At 72.8% G+C, this 17,557-nt stretch carries 18 protein-coding genes; 3 read left to right on the top strand and 15 right to left on the bottom strand.

What is annotated here, in order from left to right; genetic code table 11:
- Positions 1-3: 3 nt before the first annotated feature.
- From ACERUN_RS11990 to leuA, 13 genes are all read right to left on the bottom strand, one after another.
- Positions 4-891 carry a hypothetical protein gene (locus ACERUN_RS11990; RefSeq protein WP_370290207.1) on the bottom strand — a complete coding sequence of 296 codons (888 nt, stop codon included), beginning with the start codon at positions 889-891 and terminating at the stop codon, positions 4-6.
- 126 nt (positions 892-1,017) lie between these two features.
- Entirely contained in the window at positions 1,018-2,166 is a 1,149-nt protein-coding gene (gene dusB / locus ACERUN_RS11985; protein ID WP_370290275.1) for a tRNA dihydrouridine synthase DusB, read from the bottom strand.
- Complete coding sequence (locus ACERUN_RS11980) at positions 2,151-3,029, bottom strand: hypothetical protein (RefSeq protein ID WP_370290276.1); 879 nt, start codon at positions 3,027-3,029, stop codon at positions 2,151-2,153. The genes dusB and ACERUN_RS11980 overlap by 16 nt, the downstream gene beginning before the upstream one ends.
- Positions 3,023-4,423 carry a glycine--tRNA ligase gene (locus tag ACERUN_RS11975; RefSeq protein WP_370290206.1) on the bottom strand — a complete coding sequence of 467 codons (1,401 nt, stop codon included), beginning with the start codon at positions 4,421-4,423 and terminating at the stop codon, positions 3,023-3,025. The genes ACERUN_RS11980 and ACERUN_RS11975 overlap by 7 nt, the downstream gene beginning before the upstream one ends.
- A gap of 88 nt (positions 4,424-4,511) precedes the next feature.
- Positions 4,512-4,844, bottom strand: a complete 333-nt coding sequence (locus tag ACERUN_RS11970; protein WP_370290205.1) for an antibiotic biosynthesis monooxygenase — start codon at positions 4,842-4,844, stop codon at positions 4,512-4,514.
- Positions 4,845-4,898: 54 nt separating this feature from the next.
- Entirely contained in the window at positions 4,899-5,756 is an 858-nt protein-coding gene (locus tag ACERUN_RS11965) for a metal ABC transporter permease (RefSeq protein ID WP_370290204.1), read from the bottom strand.
- Positions 5,753-6,586 carry a metal ABC transporter ATP-binding protein gene (locus ACERUN_RS11960; protein WP_370290203.1) on the bottom strand — a complete coding sequence of 278 codons (834 nt, stop codon included), beginning with the start codon at positions 6,584-6,586 and terminating at the stop codon, positions 5,753-5,755. The genes ACERUN_RS11965 and ACERUN_RS11960 overlap by 4 nt, the downstream gene beginning before the upstream one ends.
- A gap of 4 nt (positions 6,587-6,590) precedes the next feature.
- Entirely contained in the window at positions 6,591-7,613 is a 1,023-nt protein-coding gene (locus ACERUN_RS11955) for a metal ABC transporter solute-binding protein, Zn/Mn family (protein WP_370290202.1), read from the bottom strand.
- A 9-nt stretch (positions 7,614-7,622) separates the two neighbouring features.
- Positions 7,623-8,495, bottom strand: a complete 873-nt coding sequence (locus ACERUN_RS11950; protein ID WP_370290201.1) for an isoprenyl transferase — start codon at positions 8,493-8,495, stop codon at positions 7,623-7,625.
- A 70-nt stretch (positions 8,496-8,565) separates the two neighbouring features.
- Entirely contained in the window at positions 8,566-9,315 is a 750-nt protein-coding gene (recO, locus tag ACERUN_RS11945) for a DNA repair protein RecO (RefSeq protein WP_370290200.1), read from the bottom strand.
- A gap of 144 nt (positions 9,316-9,459) precedes the next feature.
- Positions 9,460-10,080, bottom strand: a complete 621-nt coding sequence (locus ACERUN_RS11940) for a hypothetical protein (protein ID WP_370290199.1) — start codon at positions 10,078-10,080, stop codon at positions 9,460-9,462.
- 342 nt (positions 10,081-10,422) lie between these two features.
- Positions 10,423-11,313 (bottom strand): alpha/beta fold hydrolase, encoded by an 891-nt coding sequence (locus ACERUN_RS11935; protein ID WP_370290198.1) that lies wholly within the window; start codon positions 11,311-11,313, stop codon positions 10,423-10,425.
- A 1-nt stretch (position 11,314) separates the two neighbouring features.
- Complete coding sequence (gene leuA / locus ACERUN_RS11930) at positions 11,315-13,057, bottom strand: 2-isopropylmalate synthase (RefSeq protein WP_370290197.1); 1,743 nt, start codon at positions 13,055-13,057, stop codon at positions 11,315-11,317.
- Positions 13,058-13,245: 188 nt separating this feature from the next.
- On the opposite strand from leuA, the gene ACERUN_RS11925 reads away from it, so the two are divergent.
- The 3 genes from ACERUN_RS11925 (at position 13,246) to ACERUN_RS11915 (ending at position 15,559) form a co-directional block, all read left to right on the top strand.
- Entirely contained in the window at positions 13,246-13,758 is a 513-nt protein-coding gene (locus tag ACERUN_RS11925; RefSeq protein WP_370290196.1) for a flavodoxin family protein, read from the top strand.
- Positions 13,759-13,835: 77 nt separating this feature from the next.
- Positions 13,836-14,678 carry a septum formation family protein gene (locus ACERUN_RS11920; protein ID WP_370290194.1) on the top strand — a complete coding sequence of 281 codons (843 nt, stop codon included), beginning with the start codon at positions 13,836-13,838 and terminating at the stop codon, positions 14,676-14,678.
- Positions 14,675-15,559, top strand: coding sequence for a septum formation family protein (locus ACERUN_RS11915; protein WP_370290192.1), 885 nt, complete (start codon positions 14,675-14,677; stop codon positions 15,557-15,559). The genes ACERUN_RS11920 and ACERUN_RS11915 overlap by 4 nt, the downstream gene beginning before the upstream one ends.
- A gap of 25 nt (positions 15,560-15,584) precedes the next feature.
- On the opposite strand, the gene era is transcribed toward ACERUN_RS11915, so the two are convergent.
- A complete protein-coding gene (gene era, locus ACERUN_RS11910) occupies positions 15,585-16,715 on the bottom strand; it encodes a GTPase Era (RefSeq protein ID WP_370290190.1) in 1,131 nt (376 codons plus the stop codon).
- A 4-nt stretch (positions 16,716-16,719) separates the two neighbouring features.
- A complete protein-coding gene (locus tag ACERUN_RS11905) occupies positions 16,720-17,499 on the bottom strand; it encodes a siderophore-interacting protein (protein WP_370290189.1) in 780 nt (259 codons plus the stop codon).
- Positions 17,500-17,557 lie beyond the last annotated feature (58 nt).

Here is a 17,557-nt window from a genome sequence, read left to right as displayed (position 1 = left end):
GACTCAGTAGACGGTGACGTGGACGTGGTCGAAGTGGTTGGCGGTGGGCGAGCCGCGGTTCTCCATGCCGCGCCAACCCTCGCCGGAGCGCTCGACCGACCAGATCTTCTGCGCGTAGATCACGTAGTTCACGCCGAGGGCGGCGAAGTTCTCGCGCACGAAGTCGGCGATCTGCCAGCCGCGCTCACCGGAGACCATGATGTCGACCGCCAGACCCTGGCTGTGCTCCCCGTCGCTGCGGAACGTGCCGTAGGTGGTGATCTCGGGGAAGGCCGCGCAGACGGCGGCGTGCACCTTCTTGATGTTGGGGCTGACGCCGGCGGGCACGGAGGTGCCGTTGGTGCAGTCGCCGCCGATCGTGGCCGGCTTCTCGGTGCTGAAGTGACCGGCGGTGACCCAGCGGGCCTTGCCGTCGAGGACGATCTCGGCCCGCTCTCCGAAGCGGCGGCCCGTCAGCAGCACCCTGGTGGCCTCGTCGAGCTCGCCGAGCTTGGCGGCCGAGGCGTCGGGGCGCGACCAGATGTTGAGGGCGGCAGTGGTCCAGCGGCGCTGCTCGGCGCCGGCGACGGCGGCGCGGACCGCGGCCGGCGCCAGCAGGCGCTGCAGCCGCGTCGGCGGCTTGACGGCGGCCGCCGGGGCCCGCGTGCTGGTGCGCGGCGCACTGCGCGAGACCAGCGGCAGGTCGCGGACCGCGCCGGAGGCGGCGCCGGCGACGGCTGCGTCGTCCACGGCGGCCAGGCGGTCGCGGGCCGTGAGGTCGGCCTCGGGGGCGGCGGAGGTGAGGACGCCGGTGGCGACCGCGCCGGTGGTGGCGAGGGCTGCCAGGGAGCCGGCCAGGAGGGCGGCTCGCGGTGTGCGTCGCGCGGTTTCCCGCTTGTGGCTGGTGGCCACGCGCTGATTCCTTTGCTGTTCGCGGTCAGGTCGCCGTCGCTCCCGAGCGGTCGACGGATCGCACGAGTGAAACATGGATCGCAGGAGCGCACCCAATCAACACCCCGATTCGCGGGGTGAAGCGGCTCACCCGCCGGTGGCGGCGCCGACGTCCTCGAGCAGGTCGGCGCCGAGCGCGCAGTCCTCCGCGTCGTCCAACCAGCCCTCCGGCAGGACGACGCGGCGCGGTGCGCCCTGTCGGCCGCGCGGTGATCCGAGCTCGCTCACCGGGAAGGGCTCGGCGGGGTCGAGCTCGGCGAGCAGCCGGTCGAGCGTGGCGAGGGAGTCGACGAGGCCGAGCGAGCGGCGCAGCTCGCCGCCAGCGGCGAAGCCCTTGAGGTACCAGGTGACGTGCTTGCGGAACTCCTTGCAGCCCCGCTCCTCGCCCATGTGGTGGCTGAGCAGCTCAGCGTGCCGACGCATCATCGTCGCCACCTCGCCGAGGGTCGGCAACGTGGTGACGCCCGGGCCGTCGGGGTCGAAGGCGGCCGCGAGGTCGCGGAAGAGCCACGGACGCCCCAGGCAGCCGCGCCCGATGACCACCCCGGCGGCGCCGGTGTGCTCGATCATGCGCAGCGCGTCGGCGGCCTCCCAGATGTCGCCGTTGCCGAGCACGGGGATGTCGACGTGCTCGACCAGCGCTGCGATGGCGTCCCAGTCGGCCTCGCCGGAGTAGGCCTGGGCGACGGTGCGACCGTGCAGGGCGATCGCGGCCGCGCCGGACTCCTGGGCGATGCGGCCGGCGTCGAGGTAGGTGAGGTGGTCGTCGTCGATGCCCTTGCGGGTCTTCATGGTGACCGGCACGCCGAACGGTGCGGCGGCGCCGACCGCGGCATCGAGGATGCGGCCGAGCAGGTTGCGCTTCCAGGGCAGCGCTCCCCCGCCGCCCTTGCGGGTGACCTTGGGCACCGGGCAGCCGAAGTTGAGGTCGACGTGCGCGACGCCGAACTCCTCGCAGAGGATCTGGGTGGCGCGGCCGACGTAGAACGGGTCGGTGCCGTAGAGCTGCACCGACCGGACCTCCTCGGCCTCGTCGAAGACGAGCATCCGGCGCGTGGTCTCATCGCCCTCGACGAGCCCGCGGCTCGTGATCATCTCGCAGACGTAGAGCCCCGCACCGTGCTCGGCGCAGAGGCGGCGGTAGGCGGCGTTGGTGATGCCCGCCATCGGCGCGAGGACGACGGGCACCGGCACCTCGAGGTCGCCGAGCCGCAGTGCGCTCACGGCGTCGCCGATCCGGAGGGGACGGTCGGCGTGCGGCTGCCCGCGGGCACCAGCGGGACCACCGGCGGCGGAACGCTGCGGCTGGGCGTGGGGGTGGGCGTGGGACGTGCCGACGAGGCGCTCGACGTGGCCGAGGGGCTCGGCGTCGCCGACCCGCTCGCGGCGACGGCCTTCGGCGGTGCCGCGCCCACCCGGCCGACCTTGCTGTACGGCCCGGACCAGGTGATCGGGGCCGCTCCGCCGAACGGCGGGAAGGCGATGGCCTCGAGCCGGCGATCGCGCGGCAGGTAGTACACCTGGCAGAGCTCGACGGAGGCGCCCTTGGCGAAGCGGCGCGGCAGCGGCCCCCCGACACAGCGCGGCAGCTGGGTGCGCAGGTAGTAGCTGGGCGCCTCGAGGGTCGCGCCGTCGTCGGCATAGACGAGGCTGTCGAGCTTCAGCCCGCCCAGGTCGAGGTCGCCGAGGTTGGTGACGCGCACCCGCACGAAGTACGGGATCCGGGACGCAGCCGTGGTGGGGTCGATGCTCCAGCCGGCGAAGGACCGCTTGAAGGTGGTCGGCTCGATACGCCGGACCTCGACACCGAGGACGCCCACCTGGCCCTGGCGCCGCTCGAAGGCGACGACGCCCTGCGCGCCGAGGCTCAGTGCCGTCCCGGGCGGCGTCAGCGTCACGCCGTCGGGCACCGGCAGGTACGAGGACGCACCCGAGGGCGACGTGGCGCTCTCCCCCGCCGACGCGGCGACGCTCGGGGAGCCGGACCGACCCGCCGACGGGCGGCGGTCGTCGTCCTCGCCCCCACCGCACGCGGAGGTGGCGGCGAGGGCGAGGAGGAGCGCAGCGACGCCGGCGGGACGGGCGAGAGGCCTCAGCATCCCACCAGTCTCGCAGCGAAGTACGCCGACAGCTGGCTCAACGCGACACGTTCCTGGCTCATCGTGTCGCGCTCGCGCACGGTGACGGCCTGGTCGTCGAGGGTGTCGAAGTCGACGGTGACGCAGTAGGGCGTGCCGATCTCGTCCTGACGGCTGTAGCGCTTGCCGATGGAGCCGGCGTCGTCGAAGTCGATGTTCCAGTTCGCCCGCAGCTCGGCGGCGACCGCACGGGCCCGCGGGGTGAGGTCCTCGTTGCGGCTCAGCGGCAGCACGGCGGCCTTGACCGGTGCGAGGCGCGGGTCGAGGCGCAGCACCGTGCGCTTGCGCACCCCGCCCTTGGTGTCGGGGGCCTCGTCCTCGGCGTAGGCGTCGACGAGGAAGGTCATCAGGCTGCGCGAGAGACCGGCCGCGGGCTCGATGACATAGGGGGTGTAGCGGGTGTTCGTGGCCTGCTCGAAGTACGAGAGGTCCTTGCCGGAGTGCTCGGCGTGGGTGGAGAGGTCGAAGTCGGTGCGGTTCGCGATGCCCTCGAGCTCACCCCACTCGGAGCCGGCGAAGTTGAAGCGGTACTCGATGTCGACGGTGCGCTTGGAGTAGTGCGACAGCTTCTCCTTCGCGTGCTCGTAGTGGCGCAGGTTGTCGGGGTCGATGCCGAGGTCGACGTACCACTGGGTGCGTGTGTCGATCCAGTACTGGTGCCACTCGTCGTCCTCGCCGGGCTTGACGAAGAACTCCATCTCCATCTGCTCGAACTCGCGCGTGCGGAAGATGAAGTTGCCGGGCGTGATCTCGTTGCGGAAGCTCTTGCCGATCTGGGCGATGCCGAAGGGCGGCTTCATGCGCTGCGAGGTGACGACGTTGGCGAAGTTGAGGAAGATGCCCTGCGCGGTCTCGGGACGCAGGTAGTGCAGGCCCGACTCGTCCTCGATGACGCCGAGGTAGGTCTTCAGCATCATCTGGAAGTCGCGCGGCTCGGTCCAGGCGCCGCGAGTGCCGCAGTTGGGACAGGCGACGGAGGCGTTGATGTCGACGTCGTCGGGGTTCTCGATGCCCTTCTTCTCCGCGTAGTCCTCCTGGAGGTGGTCCTCGCGGAAGCGCTTGTGGCACGACTGGCACTCGGTGAGCGGGTCGGTGAAGGTGCCGACGTGACCGGAGGCCACCCAGGTCTCGCGCGGCAGGATGATGGAGGAGTCGAGGCCGACGACGTCGTCGCGGCTCTGCACCATCGAGCGCCACCACTGGCGCTTGATGTTCTCCTTGAGCTCGACGCCCAGCGGGCCGTAGTCCCAGGCCGAGCGGGTGCCTCCGTAGATCTCGCCGCACGGGTAGACGAAGCCGCGGCGCTTCGCGAGGGAGACGACCTGGTCGACGGTGGACGGAGGCGGCTTGGCCACGGGGATTCCTTCACGGGACGTGCCCGGCTGGCTGCCGGACGAGAGGGGTGGTCATCGCCCGTGCCCGAGGGCCGGGCGGGGCAGCCCCTTAGGTTACGCGAGCCGAGGCGACGTTGAGCACGGTGTCGGGCTCGACGACCTCGTAGGCGCTCGGCTCGTCGACGGCGCGGCTCAGCACCGGCACGCCGTGCAGCTTCACCTCGTAGGAGGACAGGGCGCGGCGGTAGGCGCCGACGCTCTCCCAGCGTGTGGTCAGCACCCACAGCGACGGATCGTCGAGGCTGCGACCCAGCGTCCCCTCGCGGTAACCCGGTTGCCCCGCCAGCAGGGCGCGGACGGCGAACAGGTCGGCCTGCAGCGCCCCGCCCCCGTTCGCCGCCGAGTGTGCGGACTCATCGCGGAACCTGTTGACCACCAGCACAGCGGCACTCTACGGCCACCGATGCCGGGGGCACCGCCGGCGCCTGCGGGACCGCTAGACCGCCAATCGGGCCGAGCGGTCTCGGCCGCTGCCGATCACCCGGCACGCCAGATAGGTCAGGAACGAGATGGTGGTGATGTAGGGGCTGATCGGCAGCGAGCCGCCGAGCGCGAGCAGGATGCCGCCCACCGCCGCCGCGACACCGAAGGCCGCGCTCAGCAGCGGGGCCAGCACCGGTGAGGCGGAGACCCGCAGCGCCGCAGCGGCGGGCGTCACCAGCAGCGCCAGCACCAGCAGCGCTCCGACGATCTGCACCGCTACCGACACCACGAGGCCGAGGGCGAGCATGAACAGCAGCGACAGCGCACGACCGGGAACGCCGCGGGCCTCGGCGACGTCGGGGTCGAGGCTGTCGAACATCAGCGGGCGCCAGATGGCCACGAGCACGACGAGCGCCACGAGGCAGATCGCGATGAGACGCCCCAGGTCGGGGCCATCGACGGAGATGATCTGCCCGGTCAGCAGGCCGAACTTGCTCGACGCGCGCCCGTCGAACAGCGCGAGGAACAGGATGCCGAGGCCGAGGCCGAACGGCATCAGCACGCCGATCGCCGAGTTGCGATCGCGAGCCCGTGCCCCCAGGAGTCCGATCGCGAGGGCAGCCACGACGGCGCCCACGAGCGCACCCGACACCACGCCGACGCCGAAGAGCAGGGCACCCGCCGCACCGGCGAAGGACATCTCGCTCACGCCGTGCACGGCGAAGGCCATGTCGCGCTGCATCACGAAGACGCCGATCACACCGCCCACGATCCCGAGCACGGCGGCGGCGATCAGGGAGTTCTGCACGAGTCCCAGGAGCTGACCGTAGTCCTGGAAGTTGAAGACCCGGCTCCACCAGTCGTCGTTCACGGGTGCACCTCGACGCGATCGGGGTGGTGCGGTTGGTGGTGGTCGGGTGCTCCGAGGACGACGAGCCGCTCGCCGATGCGCGCGACGTCGACACGGGTGCCGTAGAGCTCGCTGAGCACGTCGGAGCGCAGCACTTCCTCGGGAACGCCGAGCCGGTGCTGGCCAGCGGCGAAGTAAAGCACCCGGTCGGTCATGGCGAGCACGGGGTTGACGTCGTGGGTCACGAACAGCACGGGGGTGCCGGCCGTGCGACGGCGACGGTCGACGAGCCCGCTCACGGCGCGCTGGTGGTGCAGGTCGAGGCTGATGAGCAGCTCGTCGCACAGCAGCAGACCCGGATCGGCGACCAGGGCCTGTGCCACGCGCAGGCGCTGCTGCTCGCCACCGGAGAGCTGGCCGACGGGTCGCGCGGCGAAGCGGCTCGCCTCGACGGCCTCGATGGCGGCGTCGACGCGGGCGGCGATCGCGCGTCGTCCACGCAGGCGCAGACCCGGGCGGTGACCGTCGACGCCCAGGCTGACCAGGTCGCGACCCCGCATCGGGGTGCCGGCCGGGATGAGCCGCTGCTGCGGCACGTAGCCGATGCTGCGGTTGCCTCGCCGCGCCGGGCGCCCGAGCACCTCGATCGAGCCGGCCGACAGGGCCCGCAGTCCGAGCACCGCCTTGAGGAGGGTCGACTTGCCCGAGCCGTTGGCGCCGAGCACGGTGATGAACTCGCCGGCGGCGACGTCGAGGTCGAGCCCCGACCACAGCGTGCGGTGCCCGAAGGCCACCGACGCGTCCCGCAGGCGCAGGACAGGGCGGTCACCCGCACGGGAGAGGTCGGTCATGGGCTCAGCGTAGGGCCGCGGCGATGCCGTCGAGATTCTTCTGCTGCCAGGTCAGGTAGGTGCCGCCCTCGGGGAGGGTCTCGGTGAAGTCGACGACCGGGACGCCGGCCTTCTCAGCTGCGGCCCGCACCTGCTCCGTCGTGCTGTCGGCCGCCTGCTCGTTGTAGGCCAGCAGAGCGACCGAGTCGCCACGGACCACGTCGAGGGTCTGCTGGAGCACCCGTGCGGGCACGTCGGCGCCCTCCTCGACCGCCTCGCTGAACTCCGCCGGCGTCTTGTTGACCAGGCCGACGGCGGTGAGCAGGTAGAGCGGCACCGGCTCGGTGATCGCCGCACCGCGCCCCTGGGCGGAGGTGCGCAGCTTCTGCGCCTGGGCGGCGAGGTCGTCGACCTTGGCCTCGAAGCCCTCGGCGTTGCTTCGGTAGGACGACGCGTTGTCGGGGTCGAGCTCGGCCAGGGTGTCGGCGATGCGTGCGGCCACGGCCTTGACCGCGCCGAAGTCGTACCAGACGTGCTCGTTGAAGCCCTCGATGTGGCCGTGGTCGTCGCCCGCGGCCCCGTGCTCCTCGGCCCCGTGCTCCTCGCTCCCGTGCTCCTCGCCCTCGGCATGGTCGCCGTCGGCACCGTCGCTGTCGTGGTCCTTCGGCTCCAGACCCGAGACGTCGACGGCGTCGATCACCGTCGCCTCGGAGCGGGCGTCCTCCAGCAGGGTGTCGACGAACGGGTCGTAGCCGCCGCCGTTCTCGATGACGATGTCGGCCTTGCCCACGCGCAGGCGGTCCTGTGCCGAGGCCTCGTACTCGTGGGGGTCCTGCGACGGGCTGGTGATCAGACTGGTGACGTCGGCGCGATCACCGGCGACCACCGACGCGATGTCGCCGTAGACGTTGGTGGAGGCGACGATGGCGATGCGGCCGTCGTCCGAGCCGGAGCCGGAACCGCTGGCGCCGCACGCGCTCAGCGCGGCGAGGGCGAGCGCGGTGGCGGCGAGGGTCGAGAGGGTGCGCACGGGGCGGAGGGCGAGCATGCACCCACTCTAATGGGAACGAATCTCATTCTCTGATTTGGGGCCCTCGTCCGGGCCCGGCGGCGCCTCCGGGTTCGGCACGGCTCCCCCGTAGCGCCGGTCGCGCCGCGCGTAGGTCTCGACCGCCTGCCACAGATGACGCCGGTCGACGTCTGGCCACAGCACGTCGGAGAACACGAACTCCGCGTACGCGGCCTGGTAGAGCATGAAGTTCGACAGCCGCTGCTCCCCCGAGGTGCGCCAGATGAGGTCGGCGTCCGGCAGCTCGGGCACGTACAGGTAGCGGCCGAGGGTGCGCTCGTCGACCCGGTCGGCGTTGAGCCGACCCGCGGCGACGTCCTGCGCGAGGGCGCGGGCGGCGTCCCCGAGCTCGGAGCGGCCGCCGTAGTTGACGCACATCGTCAGCGTGAGGACGTCGTTGTGGCGGGTGAGCTCCTCGGCGACCTTGAGCTCGTTGATCACCGAGCGCCACAGCCTCGGCGCCCGGCCCGCCCAGCGCACGCGCACCCCGAGCTCGTGCATCTCGTCGCGACGCCGCCTGATCACGTCGCGGTTGAAGCCCATCAGGAACTTCACCTCATCCGGGCTGCGCGACCAGTTCTCCGTCGAGAACGCGTAGGCCGAGATCGCCTTCACCCCGAGCTCGATCGCGCCCTCGACCACGTCGAAGAGGCTCGACTCGCCCTCCTCGTGCCCCTTCGTGCGCGGCAGGCCGCGCTCCTTGGCCCACCGGCCGTTGCCATCCATCACGATCGCCACGTGGTGCGGCACCAGCTCGGCCGGGATCGCCGGCGGGCGCACCCCCGACGGGTGCGGGGTGGGCGGGCGGATCGGGCCGCGGGCGGACGCCGCGGCGCGGGCGCGTCGAGAGGCTCGGGTCACGGGCGGCAGTCTCTCAGGCGCCGTGGACGACGCAGCGCCGGGCGGCGTCGCACGCGAGGCGTCGCCGCCGTCACCGCTCGACGTAGGCCAGCGAGCGCAGACCGCGCTCGAGCTGCCACTGCACGAAGGCGGCCACGAGACCGCTGGCCTCCTTCACGTGGCGCGCTTCGGCCGCCTCGACGACCGGCCAGTCGCCGGCCAGCAGCGCCCCGAGCAGGTGCAGCGTCTCGGGCGCCGGCGTGGCAGAGCCGGGGATGCGGCAGGTGGAGCAGAGCACACCGCCCATCGAGGGGTTGAACCAGCGGTGGGTCACCAGCTCGCCGGTGGAGGTGACCGGCGGGCGACCGCAGTGCGCGCAGTCGACGAAGGTCGGCGCGTAACCGGCGATCGCGAGCGCGCGGAGCAGGTAGGAATCCAGGACGTGGGCGGGGCGTCGTCCACCGCCTGCCATGGCGGCGAGACCGCCGAGCAACAGCGTGAACTGCTGGCGCGCAGGCTCGCGCTCCTCCACCACGAGGCGCTCGGCCGTCTCGAGCATCGCGGTGCCGGCGGTGTAGCGGTCGTAGTCGGCGCCGAGCGCGGCGGCGTAGGCCCCCTTGGTCTCGGCCTGGGTGACGGTGTCGAGATTGCGGCCCTGCGCGAGCTGGAGGTCGACGGGGGTGAACGGCTCGAGCCGCGAGCCCCAGCGCGAGGTCGTGCGACGCACCCCCTTGGCCACCGCGCGGACGACGCCGTGCTCGCGCGTCAGGAGCGTGATGATGCGGTCGGCCTCACCCAGCTTGCGGGTGCGCAGCACGAGCGCCTCGTCACGGTAGAGCACCTGGCCATTGTGCCTCGACAGGCGCCGCGGACGGCGTCGCCGCGCTCGCCGACGGGGCGACTGGGACGAGGAAACTGGCGCTTGGACGAGGGAGTTCCGTCGTCCACGTGCCGGATTCACCGGCCGGCCGGTGAATCCGGCATCTCACCCCCGGTAGAGGCGGGGAGAGTAGACCAGGTCGCGGTCGGGGTCCACGAAGTCGCGAAGCAGGGCGTCGTCGGCGAAGAAGCGCCCCTCGGACGGGACGACGACGGCGGCGACGGCCACGCGGACGGCGGACGGGCGCTGCAGGCAGGTGCGGGGCACCACCACGCGGATCACCTGGTGCGTCGCGTCGAGGTAGCGGCTGCGCAGACCCGCGCACCGCTGGGGTGCGTCCTGCGGCCCACGCGTCAGGACGAGACCGCCCGAGCGCCCGGAGCGGCCGAGGTTCGCCGCGTACGGACCGCGCGGCGTCTTGATCTGAACGCGCAGCGTCCAGTCAGTGGCGGGCATCCGTGCGCGCAGCCGCACGCGCACGGCGATCTCGGTGTTCGTGTGGGCCATCGCCACCCCGACGACGTCACCCGCCGCTTGGTCGGAGGCGGTGGTGCCGACGCCGGCCTCGTCGATCAGCACCGCATCACCGGAGCGGTCGCGGAAGGAGTAGCCCTCAGCGTGGGCCGGGGTGGCGAGGGCGAGCGGAAGACCGCCGGCGACGAGCGCGACGAGGGCGGTGGTGAGGCGGTGGCCAGCTCGCTGACGACCGTTCCCGAGACGTGTCATGCCCGCAGCCTGCCACACCCGACGGGAACCGCGGTCGACGTGATCGGCGCAGATGGCAAGTCCGCTCCAAGCGCCGTCGCTCCGGCGCGAAGCCGGCGGCAGCGAGGTCGAAGCGCCTCGGACGACGAACGACTCGCGCTGCTCGCCGAGCGGCTTCGAGACGGCACCGCGGATGTCGCCGATCACGCCGGTCGCGCGCGCCGCGTCGTCCGCGAAGGCAGCCGGTCGCGGCCCGAATCGGCGTACTGGGACGAGGAAACTGGCACTTGGACGACGGAGTTCCGTCGTCCACGTGCCAGATTCACCGGCCGGCCGGTGAATCCGGCCGATCCGGCCGCGCGGTCAGCTGGAGCGCGAGCGGCGGGGGCGGCGGGTCCGCTCGGCCCGCAGGCACTCGAGCGCGAAGGCGGTGGTCGCGAGGTCGAGGCGCTCGGGACGCCGCGCCCACTCGCGCCGTTCGCGCGCGACCTCGAGCACGGCACCGTCGATCTCGCCGGCGACCAGCGCGGCATCGGAGGCCGGGTGGAGGGGGTCGCGGCGGCGGGCCACCACGAGGGTCGGCACCCGCAGCGCGGCGCGTTCGACCGCCGACGGCGCGAGACGACCGAAGAGCGTGCCGTGCACGAGCGCGGCGACGGGCCCACTGCCCGCGCGGAGTGCTGCGGCGACCCGGCCGAGCGGGCGGGGGCGCAACGGCGCGGGGGTGACGGCGGAGCCGAGGCGGGTGGCTGCTCCGGCGGCGCCGAGGGCGAGCGGGGCGAAGCGGGCGGCGTACAGCACCGGCGCGAGCACTGCGAGCTGGGCGGCCAGTGCGTTGTCGAGCACCGGTGCGTCGAGCACGAGCCCGGCCACCCGCTCGGGCGCGATCGTGGCGGTCTCGAGGGCCACGTTGGCGCCCCACGAGGTGCCGAGCAGGACCGCCCGCGGCGCGCCGACGTCGTCCAGGAGGGCGACCACGTGCTCGGCGGCCACCGTGACCGAGTGGGCCAGCGGGTCGGCCGGGCGATCGGAGCGGCCGTGGCCGAGCGGATCCAGAGCGAGGACGTGCAGACCAGCGCCCGCGAGCACCCGCGCCAGGCGGTCGTGGTCGGCGCGCGAGCCGAGCAGCGCGGGCAGGAGCACGACCCACGCCTCGCCGGAGCCGTACTCGGTGAACTCCAGGCGGTGGCGGCCGTGCCGGCCCGCCACGAGCACCTGACCGACGCTCTCGGCCGCCAGCGTGGGTCGTGCCACGTCAGGCTCCCGCGGGGATCGTGACGGCCTGCGCGCGGTTGGCCGCGCACACGACCGCGCGCAGCGAGGCGGTGACGATGTTGTGGTGGATGCCGATGCCCCACACGATCTCGCCGGCGATCTCGGCCTCGACGTAGGCGGCCGCGAGGGCGTCGCCGCCGGCGGAGAGGGCGTGCTCGGCGTAGTCGAGCACACGGATGTCGGCTCCCGCCTGACGCATGCCGTCGACGAAGGCCGCGACCGGACCGTTGCCCATGCCGGTGAAGCTCTGCTGCTCACCGCGCACCTGGAGGTGGACCTCCTGGCGGTCCTCGCCGGCCTCGTCGGTGACCGACGAGAAGCTCACCAGGTTGTAGGGCTCCTCGCGGTCGAGGTACTCGGAGCGGAAGATCGACCAGATCTCTTCGGGCGTGACCTCGCCGCCCTGGGCGTCGGTGCGCTGCTGGATTACGCGGCTGAACTCGATCTGGGCCCGACGCGGCAGGTCGAGGCTGTGCTCGGCCTTCAGCACGTAGGCGACGCCGCCCTTGCCCGACTGGCTGTTGACGCGGATGACGGCCTCGTAGGTGCGACCGACGTCCTTCGGGTCGATCGGCAGGTAGGGAGCCTCCCACGGCACCTCCCCGACCGGCTTGCCCTGCTCGGCCGCGATCCGGTCGAGGTCCTCCAGGCCCTTCTTGATGGCGTCCTGGTGCGAACCGGAGAACGCGGTGTAGACGAGGTCGCCGGCGTAGGGATGGCGCGGGTGCACCGGCAGCTGGGTGCAGTACTCGACCGTGCGCCGCACCTCGTCGATGTCGGAGAGGTCGACCTGCGGGTCGATACCCTGGCTGAACAGGTTCATCGCCAAGGTGACGAGGTCGACGTTGCCCGTGCGCTCGCCGTGCCCGAACAGGCAGCCCTCGACCCGGTCGCCGCCGGCCATCAGACCGAGCTCGGTGGCGGCGACGGCGGTGCCGCGGTCGTTGTGCGGATGCAGGCTGATCACCGAGTGTGCCCGGCGGGTCAGGTGCCGGCCGAAGTACTCGATCTGGTCGGCGTAGGTGTTCGGCGTCGACATCTCGACGGTGGCGGGCAGGTTGAGGATGATCTCGCGCCCCTCCTCCGGCTGCCACACGTCGGAGACCCGCTCGCACACCTCGAGGGCGAAGTCGGTGGGGGTCTGGGTGAAGATCTCGGGGCTGTACTGGTAGCCGAAGTCGGTGCCGTCGAGCAGCTGCTCGGCGTACTTCATCACCCACTCGGTGCCGCGGGTCGCGATGGCGACGCACTCGGCCTCCGAGACGCCGAACACCACCCGGCGAAACAGCGGCGCCGTGGCGTTGTAGAGGTGCACGGTGGCCTTGTCGGCGCCGACCAGCGACTCGACGGTGCGGCTGATGAGGTCCTCACGCGCCTGGGTGAGCACCGAGACCCGCACGTCGTCGGGGATCCGGTCGCCCTCGATGAGCTGGCGCACGAAGTCGAAGTCGGTCTGGCTCGCGGCCGGGAACCCGATCTCGATCTCCTTGTAGCCCAGGCGCACCAGCAGGTCGAACATCTTCATCTTGCGCGAGGGGCTCATCGGGTCGATGAGGGCCTGGTTGCCGTCGCGCAGGTCGGTGGAGAGCCACCGCGGTGCGGCGGTGATCCGCCGGTCGGGCCAGGTGCGGTCGGGAACCGTGACCGGCTCGAAGGCCGTGTAGCGGTGGTACGGCATGCCGCTGGGCTGCTGCGACGGGATGGTGACGCGCTGGTTGGTCATGACTTCCTCAGCTGGTGGTGTCGTCCGGGACTGATCGCGTCCGGATCCGGGACGCCGGGCACACGACTCACTCCGCAGCGAGGGGTCCGGCTGGTCAGACCTCGCTGCGGCCGCTAAGAAGGAGGGCTCGCACCATGACGCGGTCATCGTAGCCCACCACTCGACCGGCGGCGGGCTACCCTGCCCGGATGCCCCGGCTCCTCGTCGTCCACCATGCGCCGTCGGCGAGCCTGGGCCGCCTGCTCGAGGCCGTGCTCGCGGGAGCCCGCGACGACGACGTGCAGGCGCTCTCCCCCGTGGACGTCGTCGCGCGCCCCGCGCTCGAGGCCGACGCGGACGACGTGCTCGCCGCCGACGCCTACGTGCTGCTCAGCCCCGGCAACTTCGGCTACATGAGCGGCGCCCTCAAGCACTTCTTCGACTCCACCTTCCTCGCCGTGGGTGGCAGCCTGGACGACGGTGGCACCCCCGCAACCGGCGCCGGGGCCACCGCAGGACGGCCGTGGGGGCTGCTGCTGCACGGTCGCTACGACCTCACCGGCGCGCGGCGGTCCGTGGAGTCGATCGTGGGGGCCCTGGGCTGGCGGGCGGGCCACCAACCGCTGTGCCTCCTCGGCCCCGTGGACGACGGCGCGATCACGGCCGCGTACGAGCTGGGCGCTACCATCGCCGCACTGCTCGCCGACGCGGCGACCGCGTGAGCACACGCCACGTCCACCGCCCAGAGCAGCGGACCACACGGGCTCGGGTGCCCGCGCCCGTATCGAGGGAGGACCAGATGAGGACAGCGGCCGGCGCCGCCCGCCCGGCTCGGTCCGTCCGGCGCCGCAGTGCCCTGGCCGGGGCGGTGGTGTCGCTGGCCCTCACCGCGGCCGCCTGCAGCACGACCGAGCAGGGCGCGAACACCGACCCCGACCTCGTCGACAGCACCGCACGGCCCCAGGCGGGGCTGTGCCGCAACCTCACGCCCGACGACGTGCGCCTGCCGGCCAACGCCACCGCGACGGTCCCCTGCTCGCGACCTCACACCGCGGAGACCTTCGCGGTGGCAGAGCTGCCGAAGCAGTACGACGACGCCGACTACGGCGACGCCGGCATCGCGCGCCACGCCTACCGGGAGTGCTCGCGCGGGTTCGCCGACTTCGTCGGCGCCGACGAGAGCCTCGTGCTGCGCACGACGTTGAGCTGGGCGTGGTTCCGCCCCTCAGAGAAGGCGTGGCGCAAGGGCGCGCGCTGGTTCCGCTGCGACATCATCGGGGGCAACAGCGCCAGCAGCGCCTACCGCCCCCTGCCGGCCTCCTCGCGCGGCATCCTCGCTGGCCGGCCCGACGAGGCCTGGCTCAGCTGCGCCCGCGGCGCCACTGTCGCCGACGGCGTGAAGGTGCCCTGCTCGGAGAAGCACGACTGGCGTGCGGTCACCACCGTGAAGATCGGGCAGCCGAGCGACGAGTACCCCGGCGACCGCGTGATGGAGAGCCGCAGCCGCTCCTTCTGCTCGGCCTCGGTGAAGGCCTGGCTGAACTATCCGGCCGAGTTCGAGTACGGCTACACCTTCTTCCACCGCGCCGAGTGGCAGGCCGGGATCCGCCGCTCGGTGTGCTGGGCGAGGACGACGTCATGACATCCCCCGCACGCGAGCACCGCTCCCCCGACCTCGCCGGCACCCGCGCCAGCGGGCGGCGGCCGGGCGTCCTCCTCATCGGCCTCGTGACGGCCCTGATCGCCCTCGCGGGGTGCAGCGGCGACGGCGCACCGAGCCCGACGCCCACCGCGGCGCCCACCTCCGCGAAGCCGACCCCGGCTGCCGCGCCACCCGCGGCTCCGCCCCGCAACGGCTGCTACCGACTCACCTACGCCGAGGCCATCGCTCCGACGTCCACCGCCGAGCCGGTGCCCTGCACCGGCGCGCACACCACGCAGACCGTCGCCGTCGGACGGGTCGACGCCGTGGTCGAGGGCCACCTGCTTGCCGTCGACTCGACCCGCGTCCAAGCCCGCGTCGGCGCGAGCTGCCCGGCCGCACTGCGCCGCTACCTCGGCGGCAGCGCGACCTCCCTGCAGCTCAGCATGATCCGACCCGTGTGGTTCACCCCGACCGTCGAGCAGTCCGACGCCGGGGCGGAGTGGTACCGCTGCGACGCCGTCGTCCTCGCGCGCGCCTCTCAGCTCGCGCCGATCACCGGGAGCCTGCGCGGCATCTTCGCCGGCGACCGGCTGCCCGACCGCTACGCGATGTGCGGCACGGCGGCCCCCGGCGCACGCAACTTCCAGCGCGTGCCATGCTCGGCGCGCCACACCTGGCGCGCCATCGAGTCGGTCCCCCTGAAGGCGGGCGCGTACCCCGGCGTGGATGTCGTCCGCGCCGCCGGCCGCAGCCGGTGCGAGAACGCCGCGGCCGACCGGGCGGACGATCCGCTGGCCTTCGAGTGGGGCTACGAGTGGCCGACCGCCGAGCAGTGGAAGGCCGGCCAGACCTTCGGTCGCTGCTGGACGCGCGACTGAGGCCGCCGGCCCGCAGGCACAGCGATCAGAAGCCGAGCCGGCGCAGCTGGCGCGGGTCGCGCTGCCAGTCCTTGGCGACCTTGACGTGCAGGTCGAGGTAGACCGGCGTGCCGAGCAGGGCCTCGATCTGCTGACGCGCCACCGTGCCGACCTGGCGCAGGCGCGCGCCCTTGCGGCCGATCACGATGCCCTTCTGCGAGTCGCGCTCGACGAAGAGGTTGGCGTGGATGTCGAGCAGCGGCTTGTCGTCGGGGCGGCCCTCGCGCAGCCCCATCTCCTCCACGACCACCGCGATCGAGTGCGGCAGCTCGTCGCGCACACCGTCGAGAGCGGCCTCGCGGATCAGCTCGGCGGCGAGGATCTCCTCGGGGGCGTCGGTGAGGTCGCCGTCGGGGTACAGCGGCGGTCCCTCGGGCATGAGGCCGACGAGGATCTCGGCGAGCAGGTCGATCTGATCGCCGCCCACCGAGGAGACGGGCACGATCTCGGCCCACTCGGTGCCGGTGGTGCGGCCGAGCTCGGCGATGTCGAGCAGGTGCTCGGCGATGCGGTCGGGGGCGGCGAGGTCGGTCTTGGTCGCGACCGCGATCTTCGTGGTGCGGCGCACCTTGGCCAGCTCGGTGACGAGGAAGGTGTCGCCGGGGCCGATCTTCTCGTCGGCCGGGAAGCACACGGCCACGACGTCGACCTCCGCCCAGGTGGTGCGCACCAGGTCGTTGAGCCGCTCGCCCAGCAGGGTGCGCGGACGGTGCAGACCGGGGGTGTCGACCAGCACGAGCTGCCCGTCGGGGCGGTGCACGATGCCGCGCACGACCGTGCGGGTGGTCTGCGGCTTGTCGGAGGTGATGACGATCTTCTGGCCCACGATCGCATTGGTCAGCGTCGACTTGCCGACGTTGGGCCGGCCCACGAAGCAGGCGAAGCCGCTGCGGTGGCCCTCGGCCACCTCCGCGCCGCCGAGGAGGCCGAGGCCCGCGGCGGGCGCCGGGGGCGGGAGCGCGCCGAACTCGTCGTCCCACTCCTCCTCGTCGTCGATCTCGTCATCGATCTCGCCGTCGATCTCGTCGTCCGCGAGGTCCGTCGGCGTCGGCTCCTCGCGCTCGTCGTCGGCCTGGTCGCGCACGACGTCGGCGTCGCTGTCGTCGGCTCGGTTCATCGGCTCATCCCTCTGCTTCCCGCGCCGCGTCGTAGTCGGCCCAGATCTCCTCGTCGCTCTTGCCCGCGGCCTTGCCGGCGCGCCAGATGGGCCCCGGGTCGACGGCTCGTGGACGACGCTGGGCCACCGCCCGCCAGTAGCCCATCACGTCGTAGTGGGTGCTCGGCAGCGCACGCTCGCGCATCAGGTGCTTGCGGATGGCGCGCATCTGCGCCGACTCGCCGGCCATCCAGAAGTAGCCCGGGCCCTCGGGGAAGTCGAGACGCGCGACGACCTCGGCGAGGCGGCTCGCGGCGTCGCCGGGGACGGGCAGCCAGGTGACCTCGACGCCGTCGGGGAAGTAGCCGTCGAGACGGGTGTCGTCGGGCACCTCGGCCACGACGCGGGTGGGGAGGTCGCCGCCGCGCTCGCGCGCGATCCGGGCCATGGCGGGCAGCGCGGTGATGTCGCCGACGAGCAGCAGCCACCCGGCGTCCGCGGGAGGGAGGAAGGAACCCTTGGCCTCGGTGACGACGACCTCGTCGCCCACCGGGTCGCCGGCCGCCCACTCGGTGACGAGGCCGACGTCGTGCACGACCACATCGAGGACCAGGCGCTCGGCCTCGATCGAGCCGACGGTGTAGTAGCGGCTCTGGAACTGGCCGGGGACCACCAGGCCGACCCACTCGTCGGGGATGGTGGTGCTCGCGAACCCGGGCACGGTGAGCGTGAGGCGCACCAGGTGCGGTGAGAGCGCGGTGCGGTCGGTGACGACCGCGGCGTACTGCTGGGCCCGGGTGCTCACTGGCCAAGGTTAGCCAGTCGCGCCCCGCGCCCCGGCATCCGCACGGGAGCCGGGGCGG

This window comes from Nocardioides sp., from assembly GCF_964229035.1.
Classification (GTDB): domain Bacteria; phylum Actinomycetota; class Actinomycetes; order Propionibacteriales; family Nocardioidaceae; genus Nocardioides.
Note: the sequence above shows the minus strand (reverse complement) of the source record. Positions and strands in the feature narration are given on the sequence as shown.